14 protein-coding genes, 3 tRNA genes and 2 rRNA genes are annotated in these 15,074 nt (G+C 52.2%); 17 read left to right on the top strand and 2 right to left on the bottom strand.

Features of this window, described 5'->3' with window-relative positions:
- Positions 1 to 84: 84 nt before the first annotated feature.
- From HMPREF2554_RS10940 to HMPREF2554_RS10875, 15 genes are all read left to right on the top strand, one after another.
- Positions 85 to 750 carry a DciA family protein gene (locus HMPREF2554_RS10940; protein ID WP_083297482.1) on the top strand — a complete coding sequence of 222 codons (666 nt, stop codon included), beginning with the start codon at positions 85 to 87 and terminating at the stop codon, positions 748 to 750.
- Between the two features lie 247 nt (positions 751 to 997).
- Complete coding sequence (gene gyrB / locus HMPREF2554_RS10935) at positions 998 to 3,058, top strand: DNA topoisomerase (ATP-hydrolyzing) subunit B (RefSeq protein WP_210396063.1); 2,061 nt, start codon at positions 998 to 1,000, stop codon at positions 3,056 to 3,058.
- Between the two features lie 79 nt (positions 3,059 to 3,137).
- Positions 3,138 to 5,777: a DNA gyrase subunit A gene (gene gyrA, locus HMPREF2554_RS10930; protein ID WP_070555406.1), complete on the top strand. Its 2,640-nt coding sequence runs from the start codon at positions 3,138 to 3,140 to the stop codon at positions 5,775 to 5,777.
- A complete protein-coding gene (locus HMPREF2554_RS10925; RefSeq protein ID WP_070534549.1) occupies positions 5,777 to 6,358 on the top strand; it encodes a DUF3566 domain-containing protein in 582 nt (193 codons plus the stop codon). The genes gyrA and HMPREF2554_RS10925 overlap by 1 nt, the downstream gene beginning before the upstream one ends.
- Before the next feature lie 195 nt (positions 6,359 to 6,553).
- A tRNA-Ile gene (locus HMPREF2554_RS10920) sits at positions 6,554 to 6,627 on the top strand.
- 22 nt (positions 6,628 to 6,649) lie between these two features.
- Positions 6,650 to 6,763 (top strand): DUF2648 domain-containing protein, encoded by a 114-nt coding sequence (locus HMPREF2554_RS11520; protein ID WP_115333524.1) that lies wholly within the window; start codon positions 6,650 to 6,652, stop codon positions 6,761 to 6,763.
- Between the two features lie 27 nt (positions 6,764 to 6,790).
- Positions 6,791 to 6,863, top strand: a tRNA-Ala gene (locus tag HMPREF2554_RS10915).
- Between the two features lie 3 nt (positions 6,864 to 6,866).
- Positions 6,867 to 6,983, top strand: a 5S ribosomal RNA gene (rrf, locus tag HMPREF2554_RS10910).
- A 412-nt stretch (positions 6,984 to 7,395) separates the two neighbouring features.
- Positions 7,396 to 8,664, top strand: a complete 1,269-nt coding sequence (locus tag HMPREF2554_RS10905) for an inorganic phosphate transporter (protein WP_070555403.1) — start codon at positions 7,396 to 7,398, stop codon at positions 8,662 to 8,664.
- Entirely contained in the window at positions 8,664 to 8,966 is a 303-nt protein-coding gene (locus HMPREF2554_RS10900) for a hypothetical protein (RefSeq protein WP_004005921.1), read from the top strand. Before HMPREF2554_RS10905 ends, HMPREF2554_RS10900 begins: the two co-directional genes overlap by 1 nt.
- Before the next feature lie 47 nt (positions 8,967 to 9,013).
- On the top strand, positions 9,014 to 9,499 hold the full coding sequence (locus tag HMPREF2554_RS10895) for a DUF3349 domain-containing protein (RefSeq protein WP_004005920.1): 486 nt from the start codon (positions 9,014 to 9,016) through the stop codon (positions 9,497 to 9,499).
- A gap of 217 nt (positions 9,500 to 9,716) precedes the next feature.
- On the top strand, positions 9,717 to 10,760 hold the full coding sequence (locus HMPREF2554_RS10890; RefSeq protein WP_070555399.1) for a Tat (twin-arginine translocation) pathway signal sequence: 1,044 nt from the start codon (positions 9,717 to 9,719) through the stop codon (positions 10,758 to 10,760).
- An 83-nt stretch (positions 10,761 to 10,843) separates the two neighbouring features.
- Positions 10,844 to 10,916 (top strand) — tRNA-Ala (locus HMPREF2554_RS10885).
- 3 nt (positions 10,917 to 10,919) lie between these two features.
- Positions 10,920 to 11,036: ribosomal RNA gene (rrf, locus tag HMPREF2554_RS10880) — 5S ribosomal RNA — on the top strand.
- A gap of 320 nt (positions 11,037 to 11,356) precedes the next feature.
- Entirely contained in the window at positions 11,357 to 11,746 is a 390-nt protein-coding gene (locus HMPREF2554_RS10875; protein WP_070555396.1) for a hypothetical protein, read from the top strand.
- A gap of 142 nt (positions 11,747 to 11,888) precedes the next feature.
- Here the strand turns inward: HMPREF2554_RS10875 and HMPREF2554_RS10870 are convergent, their stop codons facing one another.
- Entirely contained in the window at positions 11,889 to 12,230 is a 342-nt protein-coding gene (locus HMPREF2554_RS10870; RefSeq protein ID WP_013398143.1) for a hypothetical protein, read from the bottom strand.
- Between the two features lie 218 nt (positions 12,231 to 12,448).
- Between HMPREF2554_RS10870 and HMPREF2554_RS10865 the strand changes: the two genes are divergently transcribed.
- Positions 12,449 to 12,976: a peptidylprolyl isomerase gene (locus HMPREF2554_RS10865; RefSeq protein ID WP_004005916.1), complete on the top strand. Its 528-nt coding sequence runs from the start codon at positions 12,449 to 12,451 to the stop codon at positions 12,974 to 12,976.
- 272 nt (positions 12,977 to 13,248) lie between these two features.
- Entirely contained in the window at positions 13,249 to 13,890 is a 642-nt protein-coding gene (locus HMPREF2554_RS10860; protein ID WP_246826074.1) for a rhomboid family intramembrane serine protease, read from the top strand.
- A gap of 362 nt (positions 13,891 to 14,252) precedes the next feature.
- Here the strand turns inward: HMPREF2554_RS10860 and HMPREF2554_RS10855 are convergent, their stop codons facing one another.
- Positions 14,253 to 15,071, bottom strand: coding sequence for a shikimate 5-dehydrogenase (locus HMPREF2554_RS10855; protein ID WP_070555389.1), 819 nt, complete (start codon positions 15,069 to 15,071; stop codon positions 14,253 to 14,255).
- Positions 15,072 to 15,074 lie beyond the last annotated feature (3 nt).

Here is a 15,074-nt window from a genome sequence, read left to right as displayed (position 1 = left end):
GTACCGCTTAGTGCGGGTGAGTGCCGCTCACGCCGAATATGCGCCCGAAACCACAGACGCACCGCAGACTGAGGATTTGCCCTCATGAGCGAGAAACTCTGGGATGACGGTGAGGAAATAGGCACGCAAGCGTCGAATCATGAAGAATCTTCGCTTGATCCGGAGCAAGAATACTATCGTGATGAGGTCGATGCCCCCGCCGCCATGGTAGAACGGATGCGCGCCGCCGCAGCAGCCCGCGGTGAGGGGCGACTCAACGCATTCTCGGCAAAGAAGATTCTTCGTGAATTTGGCTCTGCCATGAGCGTCGAACCTGGACAGCGGAAAACTCGCGCCCAGCGGGTCGATATGCGTGCGCTGGGAGGCTATACAGCCTCTGGAGAAGATTCTCGCGATCCTAAACCGCTTGACGGCGTGATCTCGTACCTGATTCGATCTCGCGGGTGGAAAGAACCCGTGGCGGTCTCCAGCGTCATGGCACGATGGAGTGAACTCGTTGGGCCCGAACTTGCCACGCACGCTAAACCCACGCGCTTTGAGAATGCCGTGGTCGATGTGCAGTGTGATTCGACCGCGTGGGCAACGCAGCTTAGGCTCATGCGTAATCAGATTGTGCAGATGTTCGCGCGTGAGCTTGGCGAAGGAGTGGTGACGAACATCCGTATTTATGGGCCGAATAACGGGCGCTGGGCATCGCGCGGCCCTAAACGAGCACCGGGAGGCCGAGGGGTACGAGACACCTACGGATAACCCGCTTATTTGACACTTTTGCGTCATAAGGGCCTAAATCGCCGGAAACGAAGATAACGGTACGGTATATATCCCCTACCGCATACCGGGGTGAGTATGCTCAGAAAAGCCTTAGAAGGCTGTATATTCGAAATAAGCCGTTCAACACCCTTCAAAATATGGGCGTAAAGTCGTGAAATTCGGTAGAATAGTAGAGAATATGCTGATGCTGCGCTCATCTAGGTGCAGCGGTGATACATCACCGGGCATGAGATCTACCCCAAGGAGTTACGCACTCGTGACATCTGAACAACCCCATGAATACGGCGCATCTGACATTACCGTTTTGGAGGGTCTGGAAGCGGTTCGTAAACGTCCCGGTATGTATATCGGCTCGACAACCGAACGTGGTCTACACCATCTGGTCTACGAGGTGGTCGATAACTCTGTAGATGAGGCGCTTGCAGGCTACGCAAGTCATATTGAAGTTACAATTCAGGCCGATGGTGGTGTGCGCGTTCAAGATGATGGCCGCGGTATTCCCGTGGATGAGCATCCAACCGAGCATAAATCCACGGTCGAGGTCGTTATGACTGTTCTTCATGCTGGCGGTAAATTCGGCGGCGGCGGATATGCCGTTTCCGGCGGTTTGCACGGCGTGGGTATTTCTGTCGTTAATGCGCTCTCGAAAAAGGTTATAACTGAAGTCCACCGTCAGGGCTATTCCTGGCACATTTCTTTTGCTAACGGTGGTATTCCTGATGGTCCCCTGCGCCGCGGTAAAGCCTCTCAGAAGACCGGTACTATTCAGACGTTCTACCCTGATCCCGAGATTTTTGAGACCGTTGAGTTTGATTTTGAGACTCTGCGTGCCAGGTTCCAACAGATGGCGTTCCTGAATAAGGGACTGACAATTTCTCTCACCGATGAGCGTGACCAGTTTGAGGGGGGCGATGAGGTTGCCGAAGAAGAGGATGAAAAAGATAAAGTTCTTCCCCTCAACCGTGTAGGCGCAAACTCCGAAGGGCACCGAACGGTCACTTATCGTTACGATAATGGTCTTTTCGACTATGTGCACTTCCTCAACGCGGGTTCAAAAACCGTTATTAACGAAGATATTATCTACTTTGAGGCTGAAGACACCGTGCGTCATATGGCGCTTGAGGTGGCTATGCAGTGGACCGGGTCTTATAAAGAATCGGTGCACTCCTATGCGAATACGATCAACACTCACGAAGGCGGTACTCATGAAGAGGGTTTCCGTGCTGCGCTGACGTCCCTGGTGAATCGTTATGCCCGCGAGAATAAACTGCTGCGCGATAAAGACGATAACCTCACCGGTGAAGACGTGCGTGAGGGTCTGACCGCGGTTATTTCGATTAAGATTTCCGAGCCGCAGTTCGAAGGGCAAACAAAGACAAAGCTTGGTAACTCCGAGGCAAAATCCTTTACCCAGCGCGAGATCAACGATCATATGGCCGATTGGTTCGATCGTAACCCCGCCGTCGCCAAGGATGTGGTGCGCCGCGCTATTACGGCGGCACAGGCGCGTATGGCGGCACGTAAAGCGCGTGAGACGACTCGGCGTAAGGGTCTGCTGGAGACTAGCTCTATGCCCGGCAAACTCAAGGACTGTGCTTCAAAGGACCCGTCGATCTCCGAAATTTATCTGGTGGAGGGTGACTCCGCAGGCGGTTCGGCAGTACAGGGGCGCGATCCAAATAGCCAAGCTATTTTGCCGCTGCGCGGTAAGATCCTCAACGTGGAGCGTGCCCGCCTCGATCGAGCGCTTTCCAATGCTGAGATTCAGGCTATGATTACGGCCTTTGGCACCGGTATTGGCGACGATTTCGACCTGGAGAAGGCACGCTACCACAAGATCGTTCTCATGGCCGATGCCGATGTGGACGGTCAGCACATCACCACCCTATTGCTAACCCTGCTCTTCCGCTTTATGCGCCCGCTCATCGAAGCCGGATATGTGTATTTGGCACAGCCTCCGCTGTATCGCATCAAGTGGTCAAACGCTCCGCATGATTATGTGTTCTCGGATGCCGAGCGTGATGAGGCTCTGGCACGCGGTCAAGCCAAAAACCAACGTCTGCCTAAGGACAACGGCATTCAGCGTTATAAGGGTCTTGGCGAGATGGACTATACCGAGTTGTGGGATACCACGATGGATCCTCAACGCCGTACCCTGCTTCAGGTGAAGATGGAGGATGCGGCTGCAGCCGATCAGATCTTCTCGGTTCTGATGGGTGAAGATGTGGAAGCACGCCGCGACTTTATTCAGCAGAATGCCAAGGACATTCGATTCCTCGATATCTAAAGGGTTTGGTATATAGCCAATTGGCTATATTTCCCAAACGGAATATAAGCGAGAGAGTCACAGAGGAACGGAAAAACTCATGAGTGAAGAAAACCAAAGCGAAAACCCAGATATCGAGGTCACCACAAATAGTGGTGAGATTGTGCTTGACGATCCCCACGGTCATATTGAACAGGTAGATCTGCAGACCGAGATGCAGCGTTCTTATCTGGATTACGCGATGGCGGTTATTATCGGTCGTGCCCTACCGGATGTACGCGACGGTCTTAAACCGGTACATCGTCGCGTGATCTATGGAATGTACGACGGCGGTTACCGCCCCGACCGTGCTTTCAATAAATGTGCCCGCATCGTTGGCGATGTGATGGGTCAATTCCACCCGCACGGCGACATTGCTATTTACGATGCACTAGTACGTTTAATTCAGGGTTGGACGATGCGCTATCCCCTGGCGCTCGGTCAGGGTAACTTCGGGTCCCCCGGTAATGACGGCGCTGCGGCTCCGCGTTATACCGAAACGAAGATGGCACCTATCGCCCTGGAAATGGTGCGTGACATCAATGAAGATACCGTCGATTTTCAGCCTAACTATGACGGTAAATCGCTTGAGCCCACGGTACTGCCAGCGCGAATCCCGAACCTTTTGGTGAATGGTTCCTCAGGTATCGCTGTGGGTATGGCAACCAATATTCCTCCGCATAACCTGCGTGAAGTTGCCGCAGGTGTGGAATGGTTCCTGAAGAACCCGAACGCCACGAATGAAGAGCTTCTGAGTGCCCTCATGGAGCGTATTAAGGGACCGGACTTCCCCACTGGCGCCACCATTTTGGGTACCAAGGGTATTGAGGATGCTTACCGTACCGGCCGCGGTTCCATTACGATGCGCGCGGTCGTCAATGTCGAAGAGATCCATGGGCGCACTTGCCTTGTGGTGACCGAGCTGCCGTACCAGGCAAACCCCGATAACCTGGCGATTAAGATTGCCGATCTCATCAAGGAAGGTAAAGTCACCGGAATTTCCGATCTGCGTGATGAGACCTCCGGCCGTACCGGCCAGCGCCTCGTGATCGTGCTCAAACGCGATGCTGTGCCCAAGGTTGTACTCAACAACCTGTATAAGCACACCCAGCTGCAGGAGAACTTCTCAGCCAATATGCTGGCGATTGTGGATGGCGTTCCGCGTACTCTCTCGCTTGATGCCTTCATTCGCCACTGGGTAAACCACCAGATGGACGTGATTGTGCGTCGTACTCGGTACCGTCTGCGTCAGGCTGAAGAAGAAGCACATATTCTGCGCGGTCTGCTCAAGGCTCTGGACGCTCTGGATGAGGTTATTGCACTTATCCGCCGCTCCCCCACAGCCGATGAAGCTCGTTCGGCCTTGATGGACTTCCTGGATATTGATGAAGCGCAGGCTCAGGCAATTCTGAATATGCAGCTTCGTCGTCTGGCGGCTCTGGAACGTCAGAAGATTCAGGATCGCCACGACGAGCTGCAGCGCCTCATTGCGGAATACAATGCGATTATTGCCTCTGAAGATCGCCAGCGCGAGATTATTTCCGAGGAACTGGGCGAGATCGTGAATCGTTACGGTGATGACCGCCGTACCGAGATTCTGCGCGGTTTCAACGGTGATATGTCGATGGAAGACCTTATCCCTGAGGAAGAAGTCGTCGTAACGATTACCCGCGGCGGATACATCAAACGTACCCGCAGCGACCAGTACCGTAGCCAGCATCGCGGCGGTAAGGGTATTCGAGGCGCTCAGCTGCGCGGCGACGATGTTGTGGAGCATTTCTTCGTGACCACCACACACAGTTGGATTCTGTTCTTTACCAATTTGGGGCGCGTATACCGCACCAAGGGTTATGAATTGCAAGAGGCTGGGCGTGATGCCAAGGGACAGCATTTGGCAAACCTTTTGGAATTCCAGCCGGATGAGCATATTGCTCAGGTCATGGATCTGAAGACCTATGAGGATGCCGAGTACCTGGTTCTTGCCACGAAGGGTGGATTGGTCAAGAAATCTCGCCTGAGCGACTACGATACGAACCGTACCGCCGGTCTGATCGCGATTAACCTGCGTGATGATGACGAAGTGGTCTCTGCGTTCCTCGTCTCTCCCGAAGATGATATTCTGCTGATCTCGCGCAATGGTATGTCGCTGCGCTTCCACGCTAACAATGAGTCTCTGCGTCCTATGGGGCGCTCGACTTCGGGCGTGACCGGCATGAAGTTCCGTGACGGTGATGAACTGATCTCGGCACAGGTTGTTATCCCTGAGTCCTTCGTGTTCGTCGTGACCGAGGGCGGATACGCCAAGCGTACTCATGTTGAGGGATATCGCGTTCAGGGTCGTAACGGTTTCGGTATTAAGGTTGCTAAGCTTGTGGAAGGTCGTGGCGCTCTTGTGGGTGGCCTGATCGTATCTGAGAACGATGAGGTGCTCGTGGTGATGCAGAGCGGTAAGGTTGTTCGCACCAATGTGAGCGAAGTTCCTGCCAAGGGACGCGACACTATGGGCGTTATCTTTGCGAAGCCGGGTAAGGGCGATAGCATTATTGGTATTGCTCGTAACCAAGATCGCCAGCTAGATGAACAGAAAGAAGACGACGCTGAGGTGGAAGCCACAGAAGAATCTGTGATAAATTCCGAGGTGGTGGATACGCAAGAAAATAAGCCAACCACCGCATCCACCGATGTAGACGGAGGTAACTAATGAGCGCAAACCCACAGGGGTCGGCTCCAGGAAAACAAACGGCACCCGCAGCACAGGGATCCCCTGCGGGCGGTACGAATGCTTCTAACCGGCAAAGCAACGCATCTAAGCCTGGTGGTTCATCACAGCAGCGTCCTGCGAAGCGTCCCGCCAACGGCGCGCGTCCTAAGAATAAGGGACAACGACGCCAGTCTATCCGCCCGGTTCCGCGTTCGCGTATTCGCCGCGCTCGTCTGGTGGTTCAGCGAATTGATACCTGGTCGGTTGCGAAGATGGTCTTCCTGCTCTCTATGGCTCTGGGCATTGTGACCATTGTGGCTTCGGTAATCCTCTGGCTTTTCTTGCAGGCCTCGGGTGCTTTTACTGGCGTGAACCAGATCTTAACCTCCATGGGTACCGGTAACACCAATATTGATATTACCCAGATGGTCAATATCGGTCAGGTGGCTTTGGCAACGACTATTCTGTCGGTCATTAACACCGTTATCTTCACGCTTTTGAGTATGATCGGCGCAATTTTGTATAACTTGGCCGCTAAGCTCGTGGGTGGTATTACGCTGACCCTCAGCGACGAATCATAAGATAGTCCTGAGTATCTAAAACCGCCGTCTTTGTGCGTTATCGACCGGGGTGAGTATCGGAGTGATACTCCCCCGGTTTTCTGGTTTTATGGGGTTTCTACCTGTGTTGTAATGCACATCTAAGAGATTTGGCAACAGGGTAAAACATCTGTATAGTTATATTTCGTTCTTGCGGAGAATTCCGCCGGAATGGGAGGGCGTATAGCTCAGGCGGTTAGAGCGCTTCGCTGATAACGAAGAGGTCCCAAGTTCAAGTCTTGGTACGCCCACTCTCCATGACGAAAGGTTGCTATGAAAAAGCTCTTTGTTCTTGCGGCTGTCTCGATCGTGGCATTTCTGGGCTTCAAAAAGGTTCAGTCGCAGCAGGTCCGTCAGGCCTGGCAGGAATCTACAGATTCCATTTAGAACTTCATAGCGATTTTCCGCTAATGCGGGGGCGTGGCGCAATTGGTAGCGCATCTGCTTTGCAAGCAGAGGGTTAGGGGTTCGAGTCCCCTCGCCTCCACGTTTCGGTGATTATAGTGAGAGGGAAACGCCTGGTTCCATTCCGAACCCAGTAGCTAAGCCTCTTTGCGCTGATGGTACTGCACTTTGATGGGTGTGGGAGAGTAGGTTGTCGCCGGACTAGTTTTAGAAAAGGACCCCGAGTATAGAACTCGGGGTCCTTCGTTTTATTACCAAAATTCCGCTAAATTCTCTCAAATATGTAGTGTTCCTAGATGGAACTACAAACCTTATAATCGCGCTGCGTCATAAATCCTCGCATCTACATGAACAGTAGATGAACACGTGTTATACATGAGGAGACCTGCTGTTGGGGAGAATCTTAGGAAACGCTATAAACCACAGAAAACCATGGAAAAGGCTCGTGATATATGGTGGATTTATTATCCGTATATCCTTTATTTCTCGGGTTTTTAGGTCAAGATGAGGCATTGTAGCCCACAGGCATTGTGTTGGTTTATGTTGTTTTAAGTGTTATTTCGTTTCAGGGAAGAATACTTTAGATTTTACGCGAGACATTCCATAATCAAAATGTGACTACTGAACTTATCATCCTCGTGATTGTGGTGTTGACGGCACTGGCCTTCGACTTCACAAACGGCTTTCACGATACCGGAAACGCGATGGCGACCTCCATCGCTACCGGTGCGCTTAAGCCTAAGACAGCGGTGGCGTTGTCAGCATCGCTGAACCTAGTGGGTGCCTTTCTATCCGTTGAGGTTGCTAAAACCGTCGGTAAAGGGCTGGTAAACCTTGACAGGATTGATATCAGTACCAACGGTTCCGATCTTATGTTGATCGTCTTTACCGGTCTTGTAGGCGGTATTCTTTGGAATGTGCTGACCTGGCTTTTTGGGCTTCCCTCCAGTTCTTCTCACGCTCTTTTCGGTGGTTTGATCGGTTCCGCGCTTGCCGCTATGGGGCTCAATGGTGTGCAGTGGGAAGGCGTTGTTTCCAAGATCGTAATTCCCGCCGTGATGTCCCCGGTTGTAGCGGCTCTTGTATCTACGGTGGGTACATGGCTGGTATACCGCGTCGCCTCGCCGGTATCTGATGATAAGAAGACCAACGGATTCCGTTGGGGTCAGGTGGGCACCGCATCCCTTATGTCCTTGGCGCACGGCACCAACGATGCGCAGAAAACTATGGGCGTGATCTTCCTAGCCCTAGTTGCTTCCGGTACCGTAAAAGACGACGATGCTATCCCGTTCTGGGTCAAAGCATCCTGTGCCATAGCCATTGCCTTGGGTACCTACCTGGGCGGCTGGCGCATTATCCGCACTCTGGGTAAGGGCATTGTGGAAGTTGATACCCCGCAGGGCGTAGCCGCCGACGGAGCCTCCGCAGCAATTATTCTGACCTCTTCGCACTTTGGTATGGCACTTTCGACCACCCATGTTGCTACCGGCTCAATTCTGGGTACCGGTTTGGGTCGTAAAGGCGCAGAAGTACGCTGGGGTGTTGCCGGGCGTATGGTGATCGCCTGGGTTATTACTCTTCCCGCCGCTGCCGCTATCGGTGCTATTACGTGGCTGATTGGTACGGGACTGAATAACCTGACGAACACTCATCACGTGGGTGAGTTGGTTGTCTTCTTGATCCTGCTGGCCTTTAGTATCTGGATGTGGCGCCATTCCCAGAAGGATGCTGTGGACGCATCGAACGTGACCGCCGATTGGAACGACAGCAAGAATGACAGCAAGGCAGAGGAGACTCAGGACGAAACTCTTGAGAGTCGCCAGAGCGATGATCAAGACATTCCTGAATTATCCTCTCCGGCACGTGAAAAGGCGGGTGCATAATGTCTCTTTTCGAATTGTTTGAAAAGATCGTCCCTGTTGTTCTTGCCGGGCTTTTCTTAGGTGCCGGTTTGCCAGCACTCTACGCCTTTGGAATGCGCTTGCTGGCGGGGGATACCGAGTACACGGCAGACGGTAAACTCATCGAGATTCAGCCTCCTAGTCGCGGTTCAAAGATTGCCGCGAGCGTTGTATTTGCTATCATCATAGGAATTGTGTTTATTGGCATTCTGTGGGTCGCCAAAGATTTCATCTTCCATACTTTTGGGTGGAATATATTTGGTGTGACCGGTGGAGGTCACTAAATACATGCTTGAAGATAGATATGATGAACGTATAGAGGAGGTATCCGATGCCGGATAAAAACATCATCTCGCGTGTTGTTGACTGGCTCAGTGTCGGTTACCCGAAGGACGTTCCTGTTCAAGACCGTGCAGCGGTTATGGCAATTTTGAAAATGCGTTTGACTGATGAACAGCTTCAAGAAGTTGTGCGTCGTCTTATGCAGTCGCGTGCCGCTCGCGGCGAGGCGTATGTAAGTGACCAACGCATTAACGAATACATTCGTCGTGTGGTAGACCATACACCAACCCCTCAAGATATTGACCGAGTCGCCAAAATTTTAGGTGCACACGGTTTCTTAATATCGGAGACTCACGTAAATGACGGTACTGAGATCGAGGGGCATCCTGAATATGTCACCTATGATGACCCCACTACCGGGGAAATCCGTATTGCCGAACTTGCGGCAGCCGATGTGACACTCCAGAACGAGGCACTTGAACAAAACAACGCCGGGCAGCATGAAGAAGAGACTCAAAAAGCTGAATCTGCCTAGGATAATCCGAAGACAAAGCTGTGGGGCGAGAATTGCAGTAATTCTTGCCCCACAGCTTTAAATGTTTATGGCGCGCGTACTAATCTGCCTGAACGTAATCTCATGTGATGTGAAGCGGATGAGACAGTCCTGATGAGTTCTTCTGCGACGGTATTGGGTATTCTGGGAGTAGAGATAAAAACGTAGAATCTCACTCACCGGTGAAAGGAATATCGTAATGTCGCAGAACGCGGAAAATAACGATGTTGCACACAAAGATGCTCAGTCTAGCGGATGGAAGAAATATGTTCCTCAGCGCGTGAATTCTCTGAGCAGGCGCTCGCTTTTGCTGACGGCGGGATGCATCGTGGCTGCCGACGTTGTTGCGATGATGCCCCAATTTGCCCGTGCCGGAATATTAGGCGATGAGGCGGCGGCGACTGTTTCGCGGAGGAAACAGCTTGAAAAATGGGAGCGCGATATTCGAGAGAATATTGACGGAACCTATCTCAAGGTCGAAGAATTTACGATTCAGGGTCGGAACAAGGACGATAACTCCGAGGATGATCTTGAACTTATTGGGCGTATCTCGATAACGAGTCGTGGGCGACAAGATTCTGCCGGTACCGCACGTGCTCTTTCGGCCTTGTGGGAATATGGACACCCCGAGTCCATTACTCTTGAACCCGCGGATAATGAAGCAGCTATGACCATTCCTGCCCCACAAGGAATATCCGAAGCTGAGTGGGGAACAATTCTTGGGGTTTCGGTACCTCGCTATGCCGTTGATACGTTGAGTATTGAGAAAGATAAAGATTCGAATATCCTCAACGTCAATGTAAGCCTTACGAAGGGCGCATGGAACAAGATCAAGGAAAATCTGCGAACCCTGCAAAACGCGCAGTTCTCGCAGGGAATGCGAGTGCAATATACCGTGCAGCGCAATAAACTTCAGGTTCCTTCGGGTGCTACTGCGGATATTTCAATTCAGGTTTTGGGCGCCGAGCGTTTGAATCTGATAACTATGGCGCTTCAGGACGCTATGGAGACCCAGGAATTCAATAACTTGAAGAGCTTCACGGCACGTTGGATAGACGATACCTCAGGAAAAAGCAGCAGCCGTAAGTCGGGGGAGAAGGACAGTCTGATTATTGTTATTGATGGAAATCCCGAAGACCTCGTCGATGTGGCTCAAACGTATATGCGTGAACAGAGGGTTACGCTGGAGGGGCTCAAAGAAATGCACATTCGTGTGAAGGAAACAATTTTTAGGGGTCTGTAAATCTTGTGATGTACTTCTCATAAGAAACGCTCTGCTGGATTTGCTTACGTTATAAAAAGTAGTTTATAGTAGTAGAGCACCGCGGGGGCGTGGCGCAATTGGTAGCGCATCTGCTTTGCAAGCAGAGGGTTAGGGGTTCGAGTCCCCTCGCCTCCACGTTTCGGTGATTATAGTGAGAGGGAAACGCCTGGTTCCATTCCGAACCCAGTAGCTAAGCCTCTTTGCGCTGATGGTACTGCACTTTGATGGGTGTGGGAGAGTAGGTTGTCGCCGGACTAGTTTTAAAGAAGAGGTCTCAGACATTATGTCTGAGACCTCTTTGTTATATCTGCCTGCTTGCTGCATATACAACGGGCTAATGGTCAAAATGTGTATCTGCACGATACCGAACCTACTAGCCCTCTGCTGTGTATATGACTTATCCTTGTCGAAATAGTCTTCTTCACCAGATAACTCAGCAGGCTCTATCTGCTGCGGCGCTGAATATTCAGCCCAATACCCGTCCAATGATGCTTTTGGCGCCGCCCTTTGTGATCTAACCGTGATAGGTATAAACAGTGGGATAGAAGCTCTGCCCGGGCGATGGGAGCACCTTGATGACCGATATGATGAAAAAGGATAACGACATTTCCCGCGTGGTTTCAGGTCTTATGGCCGTGACCGTTGTGGCACTGGTTATCATCGGCTGGGTAGCCGCAGTTGTCACCTCGGACGATACCGGGATCGCCAAGTTGGAACCGTGGTGGCGAGGACTATCTGCCATTTTCTTCCTGATGGCCCTATTATGGACTGCCCACTTCTTTCTGCCGCGCCGTGTTCCGCTGATTACTTCGGTAATCTTGGCGGCAGCATCCGCGATGATCACGGGTTTTGGCGTCGCATTCTTTCGGTCTTTCGGCTGGGGAGATCTCCTCTGGCCGGTATCGGCTCTCTTTGCCTCGATTGCCATCTTGAAGCTTCTAGAACCCAGTGGGCGTACACAGTGAACTACGTGTTTGCACGTTGGTCTGGTATCAGACTTATATGACCTCAGTGAGGAACGTTAAAACAGAAAAGCCATCTTCTGCGATCCGCCGTGAGAACAAGGGAATCAAGAAAATGGCTTTTCGGATATGGGGGAGAGGGTAACTAGGCGCTCTTCCAGGGGTCTTCAACCGGACGGGCCGCGTTGTAGGCGGCAACGCCTCCAATACCCAGCGCAAGAACCAGACCCACCAGGGCTAGACCCTTACGGGGGCGCTTACCGCCGTTGCGCTCGATGCGTGCCAGCTCTTTATGGGCCTTGCGTGCGGTTTTCGAGGCGGTCTTGCGAGCCTTCTTCATGGCTTTTTTCTTGCCGGTGAGCTTCTCAGCAAACATATCTGCGTGCCCGGGGATATTCAGGTCATCGGCCTTCTCTGCCATGGCCATAGCGGCGACGACAGCCGAATTCTTCGCGGCTTTGCGAGCCTTGCGCTTCTTGCAGAACATCGTGAACCTCCATCAGTCATACCGCAATACCTCACGTACGCGGGTAAATGTTCACCTCTCAGCATAAGGAATTACCCTGAAAAATGCTTGTTGAAACCCTCACCTCAGCTAAAAATACTGATAAACCGCCCGTGTTTTCTCAGCAGGCTAAATTTAACGTGACGCCGTGATAGCGCGGCTTCTAGCGCATCATAGAGACAACATGACAAAATAGACCTATGACTAATGCAACAGCTCAAGCAACTATTCACACCAACTACGGTGATATCGTCGTTGATCTCTTTGGCAATCATGCACCGCTGACCGTTGAGAACTTTATCGGTCTGGCAGACGGTTCTAAAGAGTGGAAGCACCCCCGCAGCGGCGAGGTCATGAACACTCCGCTCTACAAAGATGTGGTGTTCCACCGTATTATCAAGGACTTCATGATTCAAGGCGGTGACCCTCTCGGCATGGGTATTGGCGGCCCCGGATACCAGTTCAAGGATGAGATTCACCCCGAGCTTTCTTTCTCTAAGCCCTATCTGCTCGCAATGGCGAACGCAGGCCCCGGTACTAACGGCTCGCAGTTCTTTATTACCACGGCAGAGACTCCTTGGCTGAACGGTCGCCACACCATCTTCGGTGAGGTTGCCGACGAAGCTTCTAAGAAGGTTGTAGACGCTATTGAAAGCGTTGAAACCGGTGCACAGGATCGCCCGGTGAAGGATGTCGTTATCTCTTCAATCGACATCAAGAAACTCTAATTTCGTGCTGGGAAAGGACCCGCCTGGGCAACCGGGACGGGTCCTTCACCGTATCTGCGTTCTTCTCGCATCCATGAGCCAAACCACGGGAACCGAGGGACTGAGTAAGAGCGTATGAAAGGAAAAACGTGGACTACCCATCTAATCCACAGCAAAATAGCTCTCAGACGGAGCCCACCTGCCCGCGGCATTCCGACCGTGTGAGCTATGCACGGTGTAAACGGTGCATGCGTCCCGCCTGCGGGGAATGCCAAATTAATCTGGACGTCGGGATGATCTGTCCTGACTGCTACCGAGAGCTATATGGACGCCAATATCAGGCGCGCGCACCGCGCAGGTTCGTTCCCTACGTAACTTACACCCTGATCGGGATTAACGTAGTGGTATATCTGCTTCAGCTCATCATCCCGCAGTATTGGGTGTATTCCATGTTTGCCCTGAAATGGGACTACACCGAATTCACGGGGGAGTATTATCGCGTGCTGACCAGTGGTTTCTTGCACTCACAGAACGATTACTCACATATTGTGATGAATATGCTCTCCCTCTATATCTTTGGTATTGCCCTTGAACAGATGATGGGATGGTGGCGGTATCTGCTCGTGTATCTGCTCTCCATTGTAGGCGGTTCTTTCGGCGTGCTTCTTCTGGATGATCCAACGGCGGAGGTTGTGGGCGCATCCGGCGGTATTTTCGGGCTGATCGGTGCCTACTTGGTGATTATGGTGGTTCTGCGTGAACGGGATAATATACGGGCCCTCATGATTATGATCGCCGTGAACGTCGCCTTTGGCTTCCTCGTTCCCGGGATTTCCTGGCAGGCTCACGCGGGCGGTTTTGTGATCGGTGCTCTTGCTACGGCGGCGCTTTTAGCACCTCAGATTATTCAGCGAACACGAAGTATCCAAAGGTAACGCTCGAAAAACCTGTGGATAACTAATTTTTGGTGGGCCGCAGTATCCCAAGTTTCCCCGTGGGGACAGGGCGGGATACGGTGGTCCACCGATTGCTTTAAAACACAGAAAAGCACCTGTATTTTTTGATTATCCACATGAGTTTTCCACACTGTGAATAACTACAGTGATGTAATTTCACATTTGTTAGTACCCCGTAGTTACCTGTGGATAGAAGGCTTTATCATCTCGAAATTACAGGCATGTAAGGTTTTCCCCATGTTTATCCCCACCTGTGGAAAACTTAAAACCCAGGATGTGTAATTACAAAAAACGGGTGCAGCTCGATCAACGAACTGCACCCAGAGGAACGCTTGTACAGACTAGTTCGCCTGCGCCTCAGCCTGAGCAATGTCATCGGGGCTAAGCGTGACGCCCGTATACAGCCGGAATTGTTCAGCTGCCTGCAGAGCAATCACCTCGCCGCCCGTGATAACCTCATGACCGACAGCGCGAGCGGCACGAATCAGCGGGGTTTCCACAGGCATCGCCACAACATCGAATACCACCGACGCCGCCTCAATCGTGGACTGCGGATATGCCAGTTGCTCGCTCTCGGCACCGCCAGACATACCGATCGGGGTAACATTCACAATCACTGGAGCGGTAAGATCGCCGGGTTCAGGCGCCCACGCATACCCGTACCGGCGTGCGAGCGCCGTGCCTGCATCCTCATTACGAGCGATAATAGTGCCCGCCCGGAACCCAGCATCGTAGAGGGCACCCGCAACGGCCGCCGCCATGCCTCCTGAACCGCGCAGAAGAAACGGCAGCTTAGGATCAACGGCATGCGATTTCAGCAAGGAAGCTACTGCAATCACGTCGGTATTGTAGGCGTGCAGGTGCCCGTCCGTATTGACGATAGTATTGACCGCCCCAATGACCTGCGCCGAATGATCGACCTCGTCCATGAGCGGAATAACCGCCTGTTTGAAGGGCATAGAAACGGAGCACCCGCGAATACCCAGAGCGCGCACACCCGCGATAGCACCCTCAATATCCGTGGTTGTCATCGCCTTATACAGGTAATCAAGGCCGTGTTTCTCGTACAGATAATTGTGGAACTTGATGCCGTGGTTTGACGGTCGTCCAGACAGGGAAATGCAAAGGGTCGTATCGCGGTTCAGCGGTGGACGCGGCATAGG

Source organism: Rothia sp. HMSC071F11, assembly GCF_001809115.1.
Lineage (GTDB): Bacteria > Actinomycetota > Actinomycetes > Actinomycetales > Micrococcaceae > Rothia > Rothia dentocariosa.
The sequence above is the reverse complement of the archived record's forward strand: the minus strand, read 5'-3'. Positions and strand labels throughout refer to the sequence as shown.

Coding starts and splice junctions, on each gene's coding strand:
- HMPREF2554_RS10940 (WP_083297482.1), top strand. CDS start 85: ATGAGCGAGAAACTCTGGGATGACGGTGAGGAAATAGGCACGCAAGCG.
- gyrB (WP_210396063.1), top strand. CDS start 998: ATGAGATCTACCCCAAGGAGTTACGCACTCGTGACATCTGAACAACCC.
- gyrA (WP_070555406.1), top strand. CDS start 3,138: ATGAGTGAAGAAAACCAAAGCGAAAACCCAGATATCGAGGTCACCACA.
- HMPREF2554_RS10925 (WP_070534549.1), top strand. CDS start 5,777: ATGAGCGCAAACCCACAGGGGTCGGCTCCAGGAAAACAAACGGCACCC.
- HMPREF2554_RS11520 (WP_115333524.1), top strand. CDS start 6,650: ATGAAAAAGCTCTTTGTTCTTGCGGCTGTCTCGATCGTGGCATTTCTG.
- HMPREF2554_RS10900 (WP_004005921.1), top strand. CDS start 8,664: ATGTCTCTTTTCGAATTGTTTGAAAAGATCGTCCCTGTTGTTCTTGCC.
- HMPREF2554_RS10895 (WP_004005920.1), top strand. CDS start 9,014: ATGCCGGATAAAAACATCATCTCGCGTGTTGTTGACTGGCTCAGTGTC.
- HMPREF2554_RS10890 (WP_070555399.1), top strand. CDS start 9,717: ATGTCGCAGAACGCGGAAAATAACGATGTTGCACACAAAGATGCTCAG.
- HMPREF2554_RS10875 (WP_070555396.1), top strand. CDS start 11,357: ATGACCGATATGATGAAAAAGGATAACGACATTTCCCGCGTGGTTTCA.
- HMPREF2554_RS10870 (WP_013398143.1), bottom strand. CDS start 12,230: ATGTTCTGCAAGAAGCGCAAGGCTCGCAAAGCCGCGAAGAATTCGGCT.
- HMPREF2554_RS10865 (WP_004005916.1), top strand. CDS start 12,449: ATGACTAATGCAACAGCTCAAGCAACTATTCACACCAACTACGGTGAT.
- HMPREF2554_RS10860 (WP_246826074.1), top strand. CDS start 13,249: ATGATCTGTCCTGACTGCTACCGAGAGCTATATGGACGCCAATATCAG.
- HMPREF2554_RS10855 (WP_070555389.1), bottom strand. CDS start 15,071: ATGCCGCGTCCACCGCTGAACCGCGATACGACCCTTTGCATTTCCCTG.